Raw genomic sequence first — 16,528 nt, 5'->3', positions numbered from 1 at the left:
CCCGGTCACGAGGGTGCGACCTCGATCCGGTAGCCGAAGCCGCGCACCGTCTCGATGACGTCCGGTCCGAGCTTCCGGCGGAGCCGCTGCACGTTGGTGTCGACGATGCGCGGGTCCTGCCACGTGCTGTCCCACGCCATCGCGATGACCTGCTCGCGGCTCAGCACGGCGCCGCGGTTCCGGAGCAGGGCCTCGAGCACCCGGAACTCCACCGAGCTGAGCGGCACCGTGGCGCCCGCGCGGTCGACCCGGCGCCCGGCGACGTCGATGCGGACGTCGCCGACGGTCGTCACCTCGGCGGCGGGACCCCGGCGGCGGCGGAGCACGGCGTGCAGGCGGGCCGAGAGCACGTCGGCGTCGAACGGCTTCGTGACGTAGTCGTCGGCACCGGCGGCGAGTCCCTGCACCTCGTCGACGGGCAGGCTCCGTGCGGTCAGGAGGACCACCGGGACGCCGAGTGCGGTCAGCCGTCCGGTCAGGTCGAGGCCGTTCAGCCGCGGCATCGCGACGTCCACGACGGCGACGTCCGGCATCTCGACGTCGACCGTCTCGAGCGCCTCGACCCCGTCGGCGGTCGGCGTGACACGCCAGCCGCGTCGGAGGAGCAGCAGCTGGGTGGTCTCGCGGACGTCGGGGTCGTCCTCGGCGAGCAGCACCAGCGGCGACGGGCCGCCGGGCGGGGCGGTGTGTGCCGGGGCGGGCGGGGTCATGGTCGCTCCTGGTCGCTGACGAACCCGAGGTCGCCCCAGAGGAAGTGCATGGTCGGTCGGACCGCCCACGCCGGACGGTGGGTGGCGAAGGTGATGCTGAGTCGCTGGTACCGCTGCACCTCGCCGACGCGCGCGGGACCGTCGAACCGGACGGCCACCGGGTAGGTCGTCACGGTCCCGCCGGCGCAGTCGCAGGGGTTGTCGGTGAGGATGCCGGTCGCGGACGCCGCCGCCCCACCCCACGAGGACCACACCAGGTTCTCGAGCCGTTGGTCCGAGGACTCGCACCAGATCGGTACGGACGAGGGCTCGGCGACCGCCTGCTCACCGCACCCGGCGTAGTAGGCCGGCGCGAGCGCGAGCACGGCCGCCCGGGGTGCGGTGTCGTGCGGGACCGGGGCGGCCATCGCGGCCACCGCGACGACGAAGACCGCGACCACGGCGGTGGCGGTGGCGACGACGCCGGCGGTGCGGGGACGGAAGGGGATGGTCACGGTGCGAGCCTGGTTCCCCTCGGTGTCCGTCGCGCTGCAGCGATGTGTCAGTTCCGTCACAGATCGTCGCACGTCCGCGCGCGGATGGACGACGTCCGGGTGCCCCGGGGCAGGCTGGCACGACACCGCAGCGAGACGTGGCGGTCCTACCGTCGGACCGAAGTCGCGAGCACCCGCTCGCCGAAGTCGCGAGCACCCGCTCGCAGGAAGGGAACACCGTCCCGTGAAGCCCACCACCACGAACCTCCTCGCCGCCGTCGCGTCCGTCGCCCTGGCGTCCGTCGCCCTCGTCGGCTGCGCGAGCACCACCGCCCCGGCCGACGCCACCCGCAGCGACCCGACGGCTGCGGCGACCACCGCGGCCTCCACGTCGAAGGCCCCGACGGCGACGCCCACGCCGACCCCGACCTTCCCCGCCGGGCAGCCGCCGCGTCCGGGGCGGCAGGACCAGTACCCGGACGCCTCCACCGTCCCCGGGCTGACCGCCGCCGTCAGTGCCGCCGAGCACCCCGGCCTGCAGATCTGCGACGGCGACATCGCCTCGCTCGTCACCGCGTCGGGCGACCTCCGCGGTGACGGCGGCACGCAGTACCTCGTCGACACCACGTGCTCGCTCGCGACCGGCAGCTCGCCGGACGAAGTCGCGCTCTACGACGTGCACGCCGGCACGACCGCTCGGAGCGCCGTCCTGTCGGAGTTCACCGCGAACCGGCCGAAGCCGAGCTCGTACCCGTACCTCTGGGAGGGGCACACCGTCGTCCTCGCCTACGACCAGGGCACCCGCTACCGGCTCATCCGGCTGACGCCCGACGCCGTCGTCCCGGGGGTCGTGCAGGCGTTCCGCTGACGCTGACCGCCGGGCGGCCGTAGCCTGCTGCCGTGACCACCATCCGCACCGGGACCGACCTCGCCGCCGTCGAGGACGTCATCGCCGGCATCGACGCGCACGGCGAGCGGTACCTGTCCCGGGTCTTCACCGCCGCCGAGCGCGCCGACGCAGGCGACGACCCGGAGCGTCTGGCGGCGCGGTTCGCGGGCAAGGAGGCGGTCGTGAAGCTCCTCCGGCCCGGCCGCTCGGACGCGGTCCCGCTGACCGACGTGGCGATCCTGCTCGACGCCGCCGGCGCCCCCGTGGTCGCGTTGACCGGCCGTGCCGCGGCCCTGGCCGAGGCGATCGGGTGCGACACCATCGCCGTGTCCCTGGCGCACGAGCGGGGGCTGGCGGTCGCGACCGCGGTGGCGCTGACCGCTCACTGAACCCGACCCTGTACGACGACTCAGGGCCGCGTTGCAGCGTGCGGGTTCGCGCACCCGCACGGCGGTTTACCGGGCGCCTCCGCTCCTTATCGTTGCGGGCATGCACCAGGACCAGATGACTGCAGCGACCTCCGTCGCACTCGCCACCCCGACCACCGAACTGGCCGTCCGCCGAGCACTCGCCGACCACGGGCGCCTCAGCACCGACGCCATGGACGTCGCGTCCATCGCCGACCTCTACGCCCTCGGGCTGACGTCGCACGCGACCGTCAACGTGATGCTCGCGGTGGAGAACGAACTCGACGTGGAGTTCCCCGACGCCGTGCTGAACCGTTCGACCTTCGCGACCATCGAGTCCATCGCCGCTGCCGCGGAGCTGGGCGCGTGAGCGCGCCGGTCCTCGACCGGACGACGACCGCGACGGCGACCGGCCCGGACGCGACGACGCGACCGGACCCGGCCACGGCAGGGACACCGGCAGCGTCGCCGGCCCCCGCCACCGCGACGGACCGCTTCGCCGCCCGCACCGCCCTCGTCGCCGAGATCGCCGCGCACTTCGCCGACGAGGTCGACCGCGACGCACGACCCCCGCGCGAGGCCATCGCCGCGATGAAGGAGCACGGCCTGCTCGCCGCCGCCGTCCCGGTGTCGCTCGGCGGTGAGGGCGCGACCCTCGCCGAGCTCTCCGTCATCGCGACCGGACTCGGCCGCGCGTGCGGTGCGACGGCGATGGTGTTCGCGATGCACCAGGGCCAGGCCATGGCCCTCTGGCGGCACGGCGGCACCGCCCCGGGCGTGACCACGATGGTCGAGGCCGTCCGCGCGGGCGCCCTCGTCGCCTCGTCGACGACCGAGAAGGGCATCGGCGGCGACGCCCGCCGGAGCACCTGCGCGATCGAGGTCGACGACGCCGGCCGGATCCGGCTCCGCAAGGACGCCCCGGTCATCTCGTACGCGACCGAGGCGGACGCGATCCTCGTGACCGCCCGACGCGACCTCGACGCCGCGGCCTCGGACCAGCGCCTCGTCGTCTGCCTGCCGTCGGAGACGACCCTGACGCAGACCTCGACGTGGGACACCCTCGGGCTCCGCGGCACGTGCAGCAACGGCTGGGTGCTCGACACCGAGACCCGCGAGGACCGGATCCTCCACGACGACTACGCCGTGATCTCCGCCCGCACGGTCCTGCCGGTGTCGCACGTCCTCTGGGCCTCGGTCTGGCTCGGCCTCGCCGCCGAGGCCGCGGACCGCGCCCGACGCGCCGTCCGCAAGCAGGCCCGAGCCGCGGTGGGCCAGACCCCGCCCGGCGCACTGCGGCTCGCCGAGGTCCTCGTCGACCTGCAGGCGTTGGCCGACCAGGTGCGGCACGCCGCCGACCGCTTCGACGCCGTCGCGGACGACCCGGAGGTCCTCGAGTCGACGGCGTACGCCCTCGCCGCGAACGCGCTGAAGATCAGTGCGTCCGAGCGGGTCACGGACATCGTCACGAAGGCGATGCGGATCGTCGGCATCGCCGGCTTCGCCGCCACCGGGCCCCTCAGCGTGGCCCGCCTGCTGCGGGACTCGCACGGTGCCGCCGTCATGGTGAGCAACGACCGGCTCCTGCAGAACGACGCCGGACTGGCACTCATGACCGGAGCGATCCTGTGACCATCACCGAACCCACCACCAGCACCGAAGCACCCACCAGCACCGCGGCCGCCACCGACCTCGACGCCGCGCGCGCGGACCTCCGCGCCCGGCTGCTCGACCACGGGGTCCTGCTCGACCTCGGCTCCCCCGGCCTGTACGGCCGCTCCGGCGTGTTCGAGCGCGTCTACCAGGCGATCGACGCTGCCGGCGTGCGGAGTCAGGCGGACCTCGACGCCGAGGTGCTCCGGTTCCCGCCCGTCGAGCCGCTCGCGGCCTTCGAGCGCACCGACTACATCGCGTCGTTCCCCGACCTCGCCGCGTCCATCTCGGCGTTCACCGGCGACGACCGCACCCACCGCGCCCTGCTGGCCGCCCGCGAGCGCGGCGACCGCTGGGAGTCGTTCCTCGAGCCCGCGGACCTCATGCTCACCCCGGCCGTCTGCCACCCCCTGTACGGCATGCTCTCGGGCGTGCTGCCGGCGGGCGGGCGGACGTTCGACATCCTGGGCGACTCCTTCCGCCGCGAACCCTCGCTCGACCCGATGCGCCTGCAGTCCTTCCACATGCACGAGTTCGTGCACGTCGGCACGCCGGACAGCGCGACCGCGCACCGCGACGAGCGCATCCCGGTGATGCGCGCGCTGCTCGAGTCGTTCGGCCTCGAGGTCGACGTCGTCCCCGCCAACGACCCGTTCTTCGGCCGGGTCGGGCAGATGCTCGCCCGGAACCAGGTCGAGCAGGCGCTCAAGTTCGAGTTCGTCACCCCGGTGTACGGCCACGACCACCCGTGGACGGCGATCGGCTCGGCGAACCTGCACGAGGACCACTTCGGCACCTCGTTCGGCATCCGGACCGCCGACGGTGCGGTCGCGCACAGCGCCTGCGTCGCCTACGGTCTCGAGCGCACCACGATCGCCCTGTTCGCCGCGCACGGCACGGACCCCGACGCCTGGCCGGCGGACGTCCGCACCGCCCTCGCGCTGTGAGCACCCACCACGGCTGGTCCGGTCATCCGGCACTCCGGGTCGCCCTCCAGCTGCCGCCCGCGGCACGCGCGGGCGTCGTGATCTGCCCGCCCCTGGGGCAGCAGGGCGTCATCGCGTACCGCACGCTCCGGCTGCTCGCCGACGGCCTGGAGGCGCGTGGCGTGGCCTCGGTGCGCTACGACCCGTCCGGACGTGGAGACGCCGCGCCCGACGACGGCCCGGACGCGCAGGTCCGGTCTGCCCGGCACGCCGCAGCCCTGCTGCGGTCCAGTGGCGTCGACCGCATCGTCTTCGTCGGACTCGCGTCCGCTGCGCTCGTCGCCGCAGCCGCGGCCGACGACGCCGACGGCCTGGTCGTCTGGGACGCCCCGGCCTCCGGTCGCGCCTGGTTGCGCGGGCAGCGCGCCCTCGCGACGATGACCATCGGCCCCGACCGCGTCGTCGACGGCGTCGAGAGCCTGGTCGGGATCGACCTCGACCCGGACGAGGCGGCCGCCCTCGGGGCCCTCGCGTTCACCCCGCGGTCCGGGCCGACCGTCGCCCTCGTCCGGCCCGGTGCGACGGCGCCCCGTGCCCTCGGCGCGGTGACGAGGATCGAGGTCGACGGCAGCGCCGAACTCCTCGACGGAACGAGCATCATCGCGCGCATCCCGAGCACCGCGGTCGACACGGTCGTCGACCAGGTGGACGCCTGGGTCCCCCCGGCCACGGTGCCGACCGTCCTGCCGCCCCTGACCGAGGTGCTCGACGTCGACGCCCGCGTGTCCGAGCGGATCGTGCAGCTCGGCCCGGACGCACTGTTCGCGATCGAGACCGTCGCCTCCGGGCAGTCCCAGGACGCCCCCGTCGTGGTGCTGCACAGCGGCGCCGCCGAGCACCGGGTCGGCGCGTCCGACTACCAGGTCGCCCTCGCCCGGGCCCTGGCACGCGACGGTGCCCGGGTGGTCCGGCTCGACCGGCGCGGCACCGGTGAGAGCACCGCGGTCCGCGCCGACGAGCGCTCGTACCTCTTCGCGCAGGAGTGGGTCGACGACCAGTCCGCCGTCGTCGCCGCCCTCGCCGTGCCGGCCGAACGGCTCGCCCTCGTCGGCATGTGCGCCGGTGCGTGGCTCGCCGGTCGCGCCTCGGAGGAGTCCCCGCGGCTCGTCGTCGAGATCAGCCCGAACGACTACCGGCGACAGGCAGCGGCACCCGGTGCCTACGCCGACGGCGCGCGGTCGGTCGCGCAGCCGTCACCGGCGCGCCTGCGCATCCGCGGGTGGTACAACACGGTCGTCCCGAAGGCCCTGCGGGACCGCGTGGCACGCCGCGACCGCGCGGGCGGCGTCGCCGGTCACGTGCGGCCCCTCGTCGAGCACGGCACCGAGGTCGTGCTCATCACGGCACCGGGCGACGCCGAGCTGTTCGACCAGCTCGGCGGGCAGCGGGCCGAGCGCCGGTGGGCCGGGCAGCTGCGGGTCGTCCGGGTCCCCGAGGGCGACCACTCGCTGTTCTCCCCGGTGATGCGCGGTGCCGTGGTCGCCGAGGTCCGCGCACAGGTCGCTGCGGTGTTCCCGGTGCAGGGGTTCCCCGTGCACGCCTGACGAGTCAGACGAGACCGAGCACCCGGGCGACCGCGTCCGGGTGCTCGACGTGCGCGAAGTGCCCGCAGTCGTCGAGCAGCACCGTGCGCACCTGCGGCAGGAGGTCGCTGAGGGCGTCGAGGTCCGACACCCGGGCGAAGACGTCGTCCCGTCCGGCGATCGCCGTGACCGGACACGTCACCGCGCGCCAGCGGTCGAGGTCGTAGCCCGCGGCCGACCGTGCGGCAGCGGTGAACCCGGTCGGTCGGAGCTCGTCGACGAAGGCGTCGAGGACGCTCGGGTCGAGCCGTCGCACGTGCGTGAAGACCGGCGACGCCACGAGCGGCAGGAGACCCACCCGGGCGATCCCGCGGAGGAACGGGCGTGCCGTCTCGCCGGTGATCGTCAGCCCCGCGCGCAGCAGCGTGAAGGCCGGCAGGGTGCGGAGCCCCCGCAGCGGGTGTCGTGCGGCGTCCGCGGTGGCGACGGTGGTGCCGGACACGAGGGCGACCGACCTGACCCGGGTGAGCGCCGTCACCGCGAGGTGCATCGCCACGAAGGCGCCCAGCGAGTGGCCGACCACGTCGACGGACGCGATCGCGAGCGCGTCGAGGACGGCGGTCAGGACCCGTGCCGAGGCGTCGAGGTCGAGCGGCTCGGCCGGCGCCGGCGAGGAACCCCACCCCGGCAGGTCGACGAGCACGAGCCCGCGCGCTCCAGCCCCCTCGACAGCACGCAGCAGCGGGGTCCAGGTCGTCCACGAGCCGGCGACGCCGTGCAGCAACAGGAGTGGGTGGTGCCCGGCGCGGTGGTGCACGACCACGGGACCGTCGGCGGTCGGTACGACCGTCCGTTCGAGCCGCCAGCGCTCGGGGTCGGCGACCACCGGGAACGGAGCGTACCCGTCGTGACCGACCGCGCCGACGCAAGCCGTGGGGTCGAGCGCACCCGTCCGCTCAGGCGAGCCCGTGTCGATGGCGTGCACCGTGCCTCCAGTCCGACGCGACAGCGTCTCCTGGAGGGTTCGGAACGCTAGCCGACGGCGACGGGTGCGGCGCAGGCGGCGAGGCGGTCGAGCGCCGCCCGGTACTCGGTGACGTCGCGGGCGACGCCGGGCTCCGAGATGATCGAGGCCTTGATGCGGCCCTGCACGTCGATGACGAAGGTCGCGCGGTTCGCGAAGCCCTTGTGCTCGAGGAAGACTCCGTACTCCTTCGAGACGGCACCGTGCGGCCAGAAGTCGGCGAGCAGCTCGAAGTCGTAGCCGTTCGACTCGGCGAACGAACGGAGCGTCGCCTTGGAGTCGACCGAGATGCCGACGAGCTCGACGCGCTGGTCCTGGAACATCGCGATGTTGTCCTGCAGGGCGCAGAGCTCGTTCGTGCACGTGGACGAGAACGCGAGCGGGAAGAAGACGAGTGCGACCGGGCGGACACCGCGGAAGTCGCTGAGGCGGACGTGCTCCCCGAACTGGTTGGGGAGTTCGAAGTCCGGCGCGAGTGAGCCGATCTCCAGAGCCATCAGTGCGTTGCTTCTTCCTCGGGCGTGGGATGTGCCCGGTGTCGTCGTGCACGCACGGATCGCGTGTGCACGATCGGCAATCGTACGCCGACGACATCCGAATGCAAGCACCTGTCCACCTGCGCGTCACCATCAGGCTGCGCGTCGGCGGTGGGGCCTAGAGTGGACGAGGCCCCACCGCCGGTCGCGACCCGATCGATCGGTGGACCACCTATGTCCACCACCACGAGAACGAACGAGGTCAAGGGTGACGGTGAACGACCAGGACCCGTACAGCCACGGCAGCAGCGACCAGGACCCCGAGGAGACCGCCGAGTGGCGTGAGTCCCTCGACGGACTGGTGCAGACCCACGGCCACCAGCGTGGCCGCGAGATCATGCTCAGCCTGCTCAAGCGGTCCAAGGAACTGCACCTCGGTGTGCCGATGGTCCCGACCACGGACTACGTGAACACCATCGCGCCGGAGAACGAACCCGAGTTCCCGGGCGACGAGGAGCTCGAGCGCCGCTACCGCCGGTGGATCCGGTGGAACGCCGCGATCACCGTGCACCGCGCGCAGCGCCCCGGCATCGCCGTCGGCGGCCACATCTCGACCTACGCGTCGAGCGCTGCGATGTACGAGGTCGGCTACAACCACTTCTTCCGTGCGCAGGACCACCCGTCCGGCGGCGACCAGGTCTTCTTCCAGGGCCACGCGTCCCCCGGCATGTACGCCCGTGCGTACATGGAAGGGCGTCTCGACGAGGACCAGCTCGACGGCTTCCGGCAGGAGAAGTCCCACGCCGGCGGCGGGCTGTCCTCGTACCCGCACCCGCGCCTCATGCCGCACTTCTGGCAGTTCCCGACCGTGTCGATGGGCATCGGTCCGATCAACGCGATCTACCAGGCGCAGCAGGCGAAGTACCTCTCCAACCGCGGCATCAAGGACGCCTCCGACCAGCAGGTCTGGGCCTTCCTCGGTGACGGCGAGATGGACGAGGTCGAGTCCCGCGGCCAGCTCCAGGTCGCGGCGAACGACGGCCTCGACAACCTGAACTTCGTGATCAACTGCAACCTGCAGCGGCTCGACGGTCCGGTGCGCGGCAACGGCAAGATCATCCAGGAGCTCGAGGCGTTCTTCCGCGGTGCGGGCTGGAACGTCATCAAGGTCGTCTGGGGCCGCGAGTGGGACGACCTGCTCGCCCGCGACACCGAGGGCGCGCTCCTCAACCTGATGAACCAGACGCCCGACGGCGACTACCAGACGTACAAGGCCGAGAACGGCGCGTACGTGCGCGAGAACTTCTTCGGGCGCGACCCGAAGGCGCTCGAGCTGGTCAAGGACTACTCCGACGACCAGATCTGGAACCTCAAGCGCGGTGGCCACGACTACCGCAAGGTCTACGCGGCGTTCAAGGCCGCGACCGAGCACAAGGGCCAGCCGACCGTCATCCTCGCGAAGACGGTCAAGGGCTACGGGCTCGGCCCGAGCTTCGAGGGGCGCAACGCGACGCACCAGATGAAGAAGCTCACGCTCGACAACCTCAAGCAGTTCCGCGACGAGATGCGCATCCCGATCTCCGACGCGCAGCTGGAGGAGAACCCCTACACGCCGCCGTACTACCACCCGGGTCACGACGACGAGGCGATCCAGTACATGCACGAGCGCCGGCGCGAGCTCGGCGGGTACGTGCCGGAGCGCCGGACGAAGTACACCTCGATCACCCTCCCCGAGGACTCGAAGTACCAGGTCGTCAAGAAGGGCTCCGGCAAGCAGGAGATCGCCACGACGATGGCGTTCGCCCGACTGCTGAAGGACCTGCTCCGCTCCCCCGACTTCGGCGACCGCGTGGTCCCGATCATCCCGGACGAAGCACGCACGTTCGGCATGGACGCGTACTTCCCGACGGCGAAGATCTACAACCCGAACGGCCAGCACTACACGTCGGTCGACCGCGAGCTCCTCCTGGCCTACAAGGAGAGCCCGCAGGGGCAGATCATCCACGTCGGCATCAACGAGGCGGGCGCCCTCGCGGCGTTCACCGCGGTGGGCACCTCGTACTCGACGCAGGGCGAGCCGCTCATCCCGGTCTACGTCTTCTACTCGATGTTCGGGTTCCAGCGCACCGGCGACGCCATCTGGGCCGCCGGCGACCAGATGACCCGTGGCTTCATGATCGGCGCCACCGCCGGTCGCACGACGCTCACGGGCGAGGGCCTGCAGCACGCGGACGGCCACTCGCTGCTCCTCGCGACGACGAACCCGGCCGTGGTGTCCTACGACCCCGCGTACGGCTACGAGATCGGCCACATCGTGCAGGCCGGCCTCGACCGGATGTACGGCACCAACGAGGACGGCTCGCCGAAGCACGCCGACCCGAACGTCATGTACTACCTGACGGTCTACAACGAGCCGATCGTCCAGCCGGCGGAGCCCGAGGGCGTCGACGTCGAGGGCATCGTCAAGGGCATGTACCTGCTCAAGCGGAGCGAGCACGACGGCCCGAAGGCCCAGCTGCTCGCCTCCGGCGTCGCGGTGCCGTGGATCCTCGAGGCCCAGCAGCTCCTCGCCGAGGACTGGGGCGTCGCCGCCGACGTGTGGAGCGTCACGAGCTGGGGTGAGCTGTACCGCGACGGTCTCGACGCGGAGCAGCACGCGTTCCTCAACCCGAACGAGGCCCCGCGCACGCCGTACGTCACCGAGCGTCTGCTCGGCACCGAGGGGCCCGTCGTCGCCGTGAGCGACTTCATGCACCAGGTGCAGGAGCAGATCCGCCCGTTCGTCCCGACCGACTACGCCACGCTCGGCGCCGACGGCTTCGGCTTCTCGGACACCCGTCCGGCCGCCCGCCGCTTCTTCCACATCGACGGCCCCTCGGTCGTCGTGCGGACGCTGCAGCAGCTCGCCCGTCAGGGCAAGGTCGACGGCGCACTCGTCCAGCAGGCGATCGACAAGTACCGCCTGCACGACGTGACCGCCGGCACCACGGGCAGCGCCGGCGGCGAGAGCTGATCACCCGGTGACGACACCCCGCACCGACCCTGCCGTGGGCCAGCAGAACGACCGTGAACGGGCGCTCTCCTGGCTCCGGCAGGTGTCGGGCGAACTCTCGACCGCCACCATCAAGCGGCTCGAGGACACCCTCCCCTGGTACAGCGAGATGCCCCCGGGCCGACGGTCCGCGGTGGGCCTCGTGGCGCAGGCCGGCATCACGTCGTTCATCTCGTGGCTCGAGGGCAGTGCGTCCACCCCGTGGATCGCCGCCGCCGACGTGTTCGGCTCCGCGCCCCGCGAGCTCCTCCGCTCGGTGAGCCTGCAGCAGACGCTGCAGCTCATCCGCGTCGTGGTCACCGTGGTCGAAGAGCGCGCCAAGGACGACGAGATGCTGCAGGAGGCGATCCTCAAGTACTCGCGGGACATCGCCTTCGCCGCGGCCGACGTCTACGCCCGGGCGGCCGAGGCGCGCGGCCTCTGGGACGCCCGGCTCGAAGCGCTCGTGGTCGACTCCATCCTGTCCGGCGAGTACGACGACGAACTGCCGTCCCGCATCGCCGCCCTCGGGTGGCACGGCCACGGCGAGGTCTCGGTGCTCGTCGGCAACGCGCCGAAGCAGCTCGAGGTCGACCAGATCCGCCGGACCGCCCGCCACATGGACGCCGACGTGCTCATCGGCGTGCAGGGGTCGCGGCTCGTCGTGGTCATCGGTCGCGCCACCCCGCGCGACGACGTCCCCGAAGGCGAAGAGCCCGTCTCGTTCACCGCGATCGCGCAGGCGCTCGAGCCGTCCTTCGGCGAGGGGCACCTGGTCCTCGGCAACGAGGTCCCCGGTGTCGTCGACGCCTCGACCAGCGCGAAGGGCGCCCTCGCCGGGTTCGCCGTCGCCCGGGCCTGGCGCGGCGCTCCCCGACCGGCCCTCGCCGACGACCTGCTGCCGGAGCGCGCACTGGCGGGCGACCCGCTCGCCCGTTCGGCCCTCGTGCAGCGCATCTACGTGCCGCTGAAGGACCAGTCGACCGAGCTCCTCCAGACCCTCTGGTGCTACCTCGACACCGGGCGGTCGCTCGAGGCCACCGCCCGCGAGCTCTTCGTGCACCCGAACACGGTGCGCTACCGGCTCCGCCGCGTCGCCGACATCATCGGCTGGGACGCCACGCACGCTCGTGACGCCCTGATCGTGCAGTCGGCGCTCATCCTCGGCGCGATGTCCGAGTCGACGGCCGGTCGCCGACGCCTGCCCCGGCGTCGGTGAGCAGGGCGGCACCGGCGGTCGCGGCTGGCTCGGCCAGCTCGTCCGGCTCGGGCGGCTCGGCTGACTCGTCGGGCGCGGGTGGCTCGGCTGGCGCGGGCGGCTCGTCCGAGCGGAACCCCACAACGATCCGTCGCGTTTCGTGTGGCAAGCCCACACAAGCCGTTCCGACCTCGACAGGCAGGATTGTCCGGTGATCGTCGTCGTCGCGCCCGGACAGGGCTCCCAGACCCCCGGCTTCCTCGCCCCCTGGCTCGAGGACTCCGCCGTCCGTGACCGTGTCGGAGCGTGGTCCGAGGCCATCGGCGTCGACCTCGCCGCGCACGGCACCGACTCGGACGCCGAGACCATCAAGGACACCGCGCTCGCGCAGCCGCTCATCGTCGCCGCCGGTCTCATCACGGCCGACGCCCTGCTCGCCGACGGCCGTCGTGCCCTCGTCGGCGGGGTCGCCGGGCACTCGGTCGGCGAGTTCACCGCGGCCGGCGTCGCCGGGATCCTCGAGCCGACCGACGCCGTCGCCCTCGTCGCCGAGCGTGGCCGGGCCATGGCGGACGCCGCCGCGCTCGAGCCGACCTCGATGGCCGCCGTCCTCGGTGGCGACCCGGACGGGGTCGCCGCGGCGCTCGAGGCGCACGGACTCGTGCCGGCGAACCACAACGGCGGCGGCCAGACCGTCGTGGCGGGCACGGCCGACGGCATCGCTGCCCTCGCCGCGAACCCGCCCGCCAAGGCCCGCGTCATCCCGCTCGCCGTCGCCGGTGCGTTCCACACCCGGTACATGGCGCCCGCGGTCGAGCGGGTCGCCCCCGTGGCCGCCGCCGCGACCGTGCAGGACCCGACTCTCCCGATCTGGACCAACGCCGACGGCTCCCGCGTCGACGACGGCCGTCGCTTCGTCGACCTCATGGTGAACCAGATCGCGAACCCCGTGCACTGGGACGCCGTGATGGAGTCGTTCGCGGCCGCCGGTGTCACCGGCATCATCGAGCTCGCACCCGCCGGTGCCCTCGTCGGTCTGGCGAAACGCGGTCTCCGCGGCACGCCGACCGTCGCCATCAAGACCCCCGACGACCTGCCCGCAGCGATCGACCTGCTGCAGAGCGCGGGCCAGGAAGCAGACGCAACCGCATGACCGACCGCCCCACCCTCTCCCAGCGACGCGGCCACGAGTTCACCCGCATCCTCGCGTTCGGCGCGGCCCGCGGTGAGAACGTCGTGCCGAACGACGACCTGGTCGGCCCGATCGACTCCTCCGACGAGTGGATCCGCCAGCGCACCGGCATCGTCACGCGGAAGCGCGCCGGCAAGGACGTCGAGGCCGTCGACCTCGCCGAGGCCGCTGCGCGCGAGGCGATCGCGAAGGCCGGCATCGAGCCGTCGCAGATCGGCGTGGTCCTGGTCAGCACCGTGACCCACACCGTCGCCACGCCCTCGATGGCGTCGCTGCTCGCCGAGCGGATCGGCGCCACGCCGGCCGCGGCCTACGACATCAGCGCCGCCTGCGCCGGGTACGCCTACGGCATCGCCCAGGCCGACTCGTTCATCAAGTCCGGTCTCGCCGACCACGTGCTCGTCGTCGGCGCCGAGAAGCTCAGCGACGTCGTCGACCCCACCGACCGCTCCATCTCGTTCCTGCTCGGGGACGGTGCCGGCGCCGCGGTGATCGGCCCGAGCGACTTCCCCGGCATCGCCCCGACCATCTGGGGCTCGGACGGCTCGAAGTGGGACGCGATCGGCATGACCGCGACCTACAACGAGTGGGCCGACGGTGCCCCTCGCCCGACGATGCGGCAGGCCGGCCAGACCGTGTTCCGCTGGGCCGTCTGGGAGATGGTCAAGGTCGCCCGCCAGGCACTGGAGACCGCGGGCGTCGCAGCCTCGGACCTCGCCGCGTTCGTGCCGCACCAGGCGAACATCCGCATCATCGACGAGTTCGCGAAGCAGCTCGGCCTGCCCGAGTCCGTCGTGATCGCCCGTGACATCACCACCACCGGCAACACCTCGGCGGCGAGCATCCCGCTCGCCACCCACCGGCTGCTCGAGGAGCACCCGGACCTGTCCGGCGGCCTCGCGCTGCAGATCGGCTTCGGCGCGGGCCTCGTGTTCGGCGCCCAGGTCGTCGTCCTCCCCTAGCCCACCCCGGTCGCGCTCCCGCGTGATCACCCGACGAGCCTCCGGGCACGCGCGCCGCTCGTGCCCTAGGCTGGTCCACGGTCAAACGACACCCCCCTCAAGGAGAATCCCCATGGCCCTGTCCAACGAAGAAGTCCTCGCCGGCCTGGCCGAGCTGATCAACGACGAGACCGGCATCGCGACCGACACCGTCGCCGCCGACAAGTCGTTCACCGACGACCTCGACATCGACTCCATCTCGATGATGACCATCGTGGTGAACGCCGAAGAGAAGTTCGACGTGAAGATCCCCGACGAAGAGGTCAAGAACCTCAAGACCGTCGGCGACGCCGTCGACTACATCGTCAAGGCGCAGGCCTGACGCGAGCTTCCTGAGCGCCGCGGCCCCGGCGAACCGCGGGCCGCGGCGCTCTTCTCGTTCACCACCGCGCTCGTTCACACCGCGGGCGATCGTCGCTCGTCGCACGTCCACACGAAAGAACACGTCGTTCCATGACCAACAAGACCGTCGTCGTCACCGGGATCGGTGCGATCACACCCCTCGCCGCGACCGCCCCGGAGACGTGGGAAGCGCTGCTTGCCGGCAAGTCCGGCATCACCCGCATCGAGGACCCGCGCTACGCCGAGCTGGAACTCCCCGTCGAGTTCGCCGGCCAGGCGCGCCGGTTCCTCACCGACCAGCTCACCCGCCCGGAGACGAAACGCCTCGACCCGTCGTCGCAGCTGTCGCTCGTCGCCGCGCGCGAGGCGTGGGCCGACGCCGGCATCGACGCCGAGTCGGTCGTCCCCGAGCGCCTCATCGTCGACTGGGCGACCGGCATCGGCGGCGTGAACACGTTGCTCGACGCATGGGACACCCTGCGTGAGAAGGGCCCGCGTCGCGTCATGCCGATGACGGTCCCGATGCTCATGGCGAACGGTCCGGCCGCCGCCATCGAGATGGAGTTCGGCGCCCGTGGCGGCGCCCGCACCTACCTCTCGGCATGCGCGTCCTCCACCGAGTCCCTCGCCGAGGCCTACCGCCACGTCGCGACGGGCGAGGCGGACATCGTCATCACCGGTGGCGCCGAGGCCGCCCTGCACCCGCTGCCCCTCGCGGCGTTCGCTGCCATGCAGGCCCTGTCCCGCCGGAACGACTCCCCCGAGACCGCGTCGCGTCCGTACGACGTCACGCGCGACGGTTTCGTGCTCGGGGACGGCGCCGCGGCGCTCATCCTCGAGACGAAGGAGCACGCCGAGGCCCGCGGCGCGAAGATCTACGCCGAGGTCGCCGGTGCCGGCATCACCTCCGACGCCTTCCACATCACCGCTCCGGACCCCGAGGGCAGCGCCGCCGCCCGCGCGGTCCTGCAGGCGCTCGAGCACGCCGGTGCCTCGCGCGAGGACGTCGTGCACGTCAACGCGCACGCCACCTCGACGCCGGTCGGCGACATCGCGGAGTACCACGCGATGCGCCGCGTCTTCGGCGACCACCTCGACAGCATCGTCGTGTCGGCCACCAAGGCGTCGACCGGGCACCTCCTCGGTGGTGCCGGTGCGATCGAGGCCGCGTTCACGGCCCTCGCGCTCCACAACCGGGTCGCCCCGCCGACGATCAACCTCACTCAGCAGGACCCGGAGATCGTCATGGACGTCGCGACGGCGCCGCGCGAGCTGCCGCAGGGCGACCTGCTCGCCGTGAGCAACTCGTTCGGCTTCGGTGGGCACAACGCGGTGGTCGCGTTCCGCACCGCCTGAGTCCGGCAGTCGGCCTGGAGGCCCGTCCCGCGTCCGCGGGGCGGGCCTCCGCCGTTCCCGGGGCCGGCCCGGGCGCGGCGCGCTCCCCGAGTCGCGGCCACGCCTCGCCGAGTTTCGGCCTGAGCGACACTTCTCGGGCCCGGAGCCGCGAGAACTGTCGCGCAGCGCGAAAGTCGCCGCCGGGCAGCCCCGTGCTGTCCGTCCGCGAAAGCGACAGATGGAAGGCGGCCGCGCCGTCCGGGCCGCCAAAGCGACAGATGTCCGCGG

At 72.7% G+C, this 16,528-nt stretch carries 16 protein-coding genes; 12 read left to right on the top strand and 4 right to left on the bottom strand.

Going from position 1 to position 16,528, the window contains the following annotated elements; all coding sequences use genetic code 11:
- Positions 1-5 precede the first annotated feature (5 nt).
- Both BIU96_RS07910 and BIU96_RS07905 read right to left on the bottom strand, forming a co-directional pair.
- Entirely contained in the window at positions 6-710 is a 705-nt protein-coding gene (locus BIU96_RS07910; RefSeq protein ID WP_071292065.1) for a response regulator transcription factor, read from the bottom strand.
- Positions 707-1,204 carry a hypothetical protein gene (locus BIU96_RS07905; RefSeq protein ID WP_175477488.1) on the bottom strand — a complete coding sequence of 166 codons (498 nt, stop codon included), beginning with the start codon at positions 1,202-1,204 and terminating at the stop codon, positions 707-709. The genes BIU96_RS07910 and BIU96_RS07905 overlap by 4 nt, the downstream gene beginning before the upstream one ends.
- Before the next feature lie 223 nt (positions 1,205-1,427).
- Between BIU96_RS07905 and BIU96_RS07900 the strand changes: the two genes are divergently transcribed.
- The 6 genes from BIU96_RS07900 to BIU96_RS07875 all read left to right on the top strand — a co-directional run bounded on the left by BIU96_RS07900 (position 1,428) and on the right by BIU96_RS07875 (position 6,662).
- A complete protein-coding gene (locus BIU96_RS07900; protein WP_071292063.1) occupies positions 1,428-2,051 on the top strand; it encodes a hypothetical protein in 624 nt (207 codons plus the stop codon).
- Between the two features lie 32 nt (positions 2,052-2,083).
- Positions 2,084-2,461, top strand: a complete 378-nt coding sequence (locus BIU96_RS07895; protein WP_071292062.1) for a holo-ACP synthase — start codon at positions 2,084-2,086, stop codon at positions 2,459-2,461.
- 100 nt (positions 2,462-2,561) lie between these two features.
- The gene (locus tag BIU96_RS07890) at positions 2,562-2,849 is read left to right on the top strand and encodes an acyl carrier protein (protein ID WP_254786031.1); all 288 of its coding nucleotides are present in this window, start codon (positions 2,562-2,564) and stop codon (positions 2,847-2,849) included.
- Positions 2,846-4,111, top strand: a complete 1,266-nt coding sequence (locus BIU96_RS07885) for an acyl-CoA dehydrogenase family protein (protein ID WP_083402741.1) — start codon at positions 2,846-2,848, stop codon at positions 4,109-4,111. The genes BIU96_RS07890 and BIU96_RS07885 overlap by 4 nt, the downstream gene beginning before the upstream one ends.
- Complete coding sequence (locus BIU96_RS07880) at positions 4,108-5,079, top strand: amino acid--[acyl-carrier-protein] ligase (RefSeq protein ID WP_217642242.1); 972 nt, start codon at positions 4,108-4,110, stop codon at positions 5,077-5,079. The genes BIU96_RS07885 and BIU96_RS07880 overlap by 4 nt, the downstream gene beginning before the upstream one ends.
- Positions 5,076-6,662 carry an alpha/beta fold hydrolase gene (locus BIU96_RS07875; protein WP_071292061.1) on the top strand — a complete coding sequence of 529 codons (1,587 nt, stop codon included), beginning with the start codon at positions 5,076-5,078 and terminating at the stop codon, positions 6,660-6,662. The genes BIU96_RS07880 and BIU96_RS07875 overlap by 4 nt, the downstream gene beginning before the upstream one ends.
- Before the next feature lie 4 nt (positions 6,663-6,666).
- Here the strand turns inward: BIU96_RS07875 and BIU96_RS19775 are convergent, their stop codons facing one another.
- Together BIU96_RS19775 and BIU96_RS07865 are read right to left on the bottom strand one after the other, a co-directional pair.
- Positions 6,667-7,527 (bottom strand): alpha/beta fold hydrolase, encoded by an 861-nt coding sequence (locus BIU96_RS19775; protein WP_071292111.1) that lies wholly within the window; start codon positions 7,525-7,527, stop codon positions 6,667-6,669.
- Positions 7,528-7,673: 146 nt separating this feature from the next.
- Positions 7,674-8,162 (bottom strand): peroxiredoxin, encoded by a 489-nt coding sequence (locus BIU96_RS07865; protein ID WP_071292060.1) that lies wholly within the window; start codon positions 8,160-8,162, stop codon positions 7,674-7,676.
- 247 nt (positions 8,163-8,409) lie between these two features.
- Between BIU96_RS07865 and aceE the strand changes: the two genes are divergently transcribed.
- From aceE to BIU96_RS07835, 6 genes are all read left to right on the top strand, one after another.
- Positions 8,410-11,154 carry a pyruvate dehydrogenase (acetyl-transferring), homodimeric type gene (aceE, locus tag BIU96_RS07860; protein WP_071292059.1) on the top strand — a complete coding sequence of 915 codons (2,745 nt, stop codon included), beginning with the start codon at positions 8,410-8,412 and terminating at the stop codon, positions 11,152-11,154.
- A 34-nt stretch (positions 11,155-11,188) separates the two neighbouring features.
- Positions 11,189-12,391 carry a CdaR family transcriptional regulator gene (locus tag BIU96_RS07855; RefSeq protein ID WP_175477487.1) on the top strand — a complete coding sequence of 401 codons (1,203 nt, stop codon included), beginning with the start codon at positions 11,189-11,191 and terminating at the stop codon, positions 12,389-12,391.
- 190 nt (positions 12,392-12,581) lie between these two features.
- Complete coding sequence (locus BIU96_RS07850) at positions 12,582-13,523, top strand: ACP S-malonyltransferase (RefSeq protein WP_071292057.1); 942 nt, start codon at positions 12,582-12,584, stop codon at positions 13,521-13,523.
- Positions 13,520-14,524, top strand: coding sequence for a beta-ketoacyl-ACP synthase III (locus BIU96_RS07845; protein ID WP_071292056.1), 1,005 nt, complete (start codon positions 13,520-13,522; stop codon positions 14,522-14,524). The genes BIU96_RS07850 and BIU96_RS07845 overlap by 4 nt, the downstream gene beginning before the upstream one ends.
- A 112-nt stretch (positions 14,525-14,636) precedes the next feature.
- Positions 14,637-14,885 carry an acyl carrier protein gene (locus BIU96_RS07840; protein WP_022903951.1) on the top strand — a complete coding sequence of 83 codons (249 nt, stop codon included), beginning with the start codon at positions 14,637-14,639 and terminating at the stop codon, positions 14,883-14,885.
- 131 nt (positions 14,886-15,016) lie between these two features.
- A complete protein-coding gene (locus tag BIU96_RS07835) occupies positions 15,017-16,261 on the top strand; it encodes a beta-ketoacyl synthase (RefSeq protein WP_071292055.1) in 1,245 nt (414 codons plus the stop codon).
- Positions 16,262-16,528: the final 267 nt, after the last annotated feature.

It is taken from the genome of Curtobacterium sp. MCBA15_008, assembly GCF_001865065.1.
In the GTDB taxonomy this organism is placed as follows: domain Bacteria; phylum Actinomycetota; class Actinomycetes; order Actinomycetales; family Microbacteriaceae; genus Curtobacterium.
This window is presented reverse-complemented; position numbering and strand designations above follow the sequence as displayed.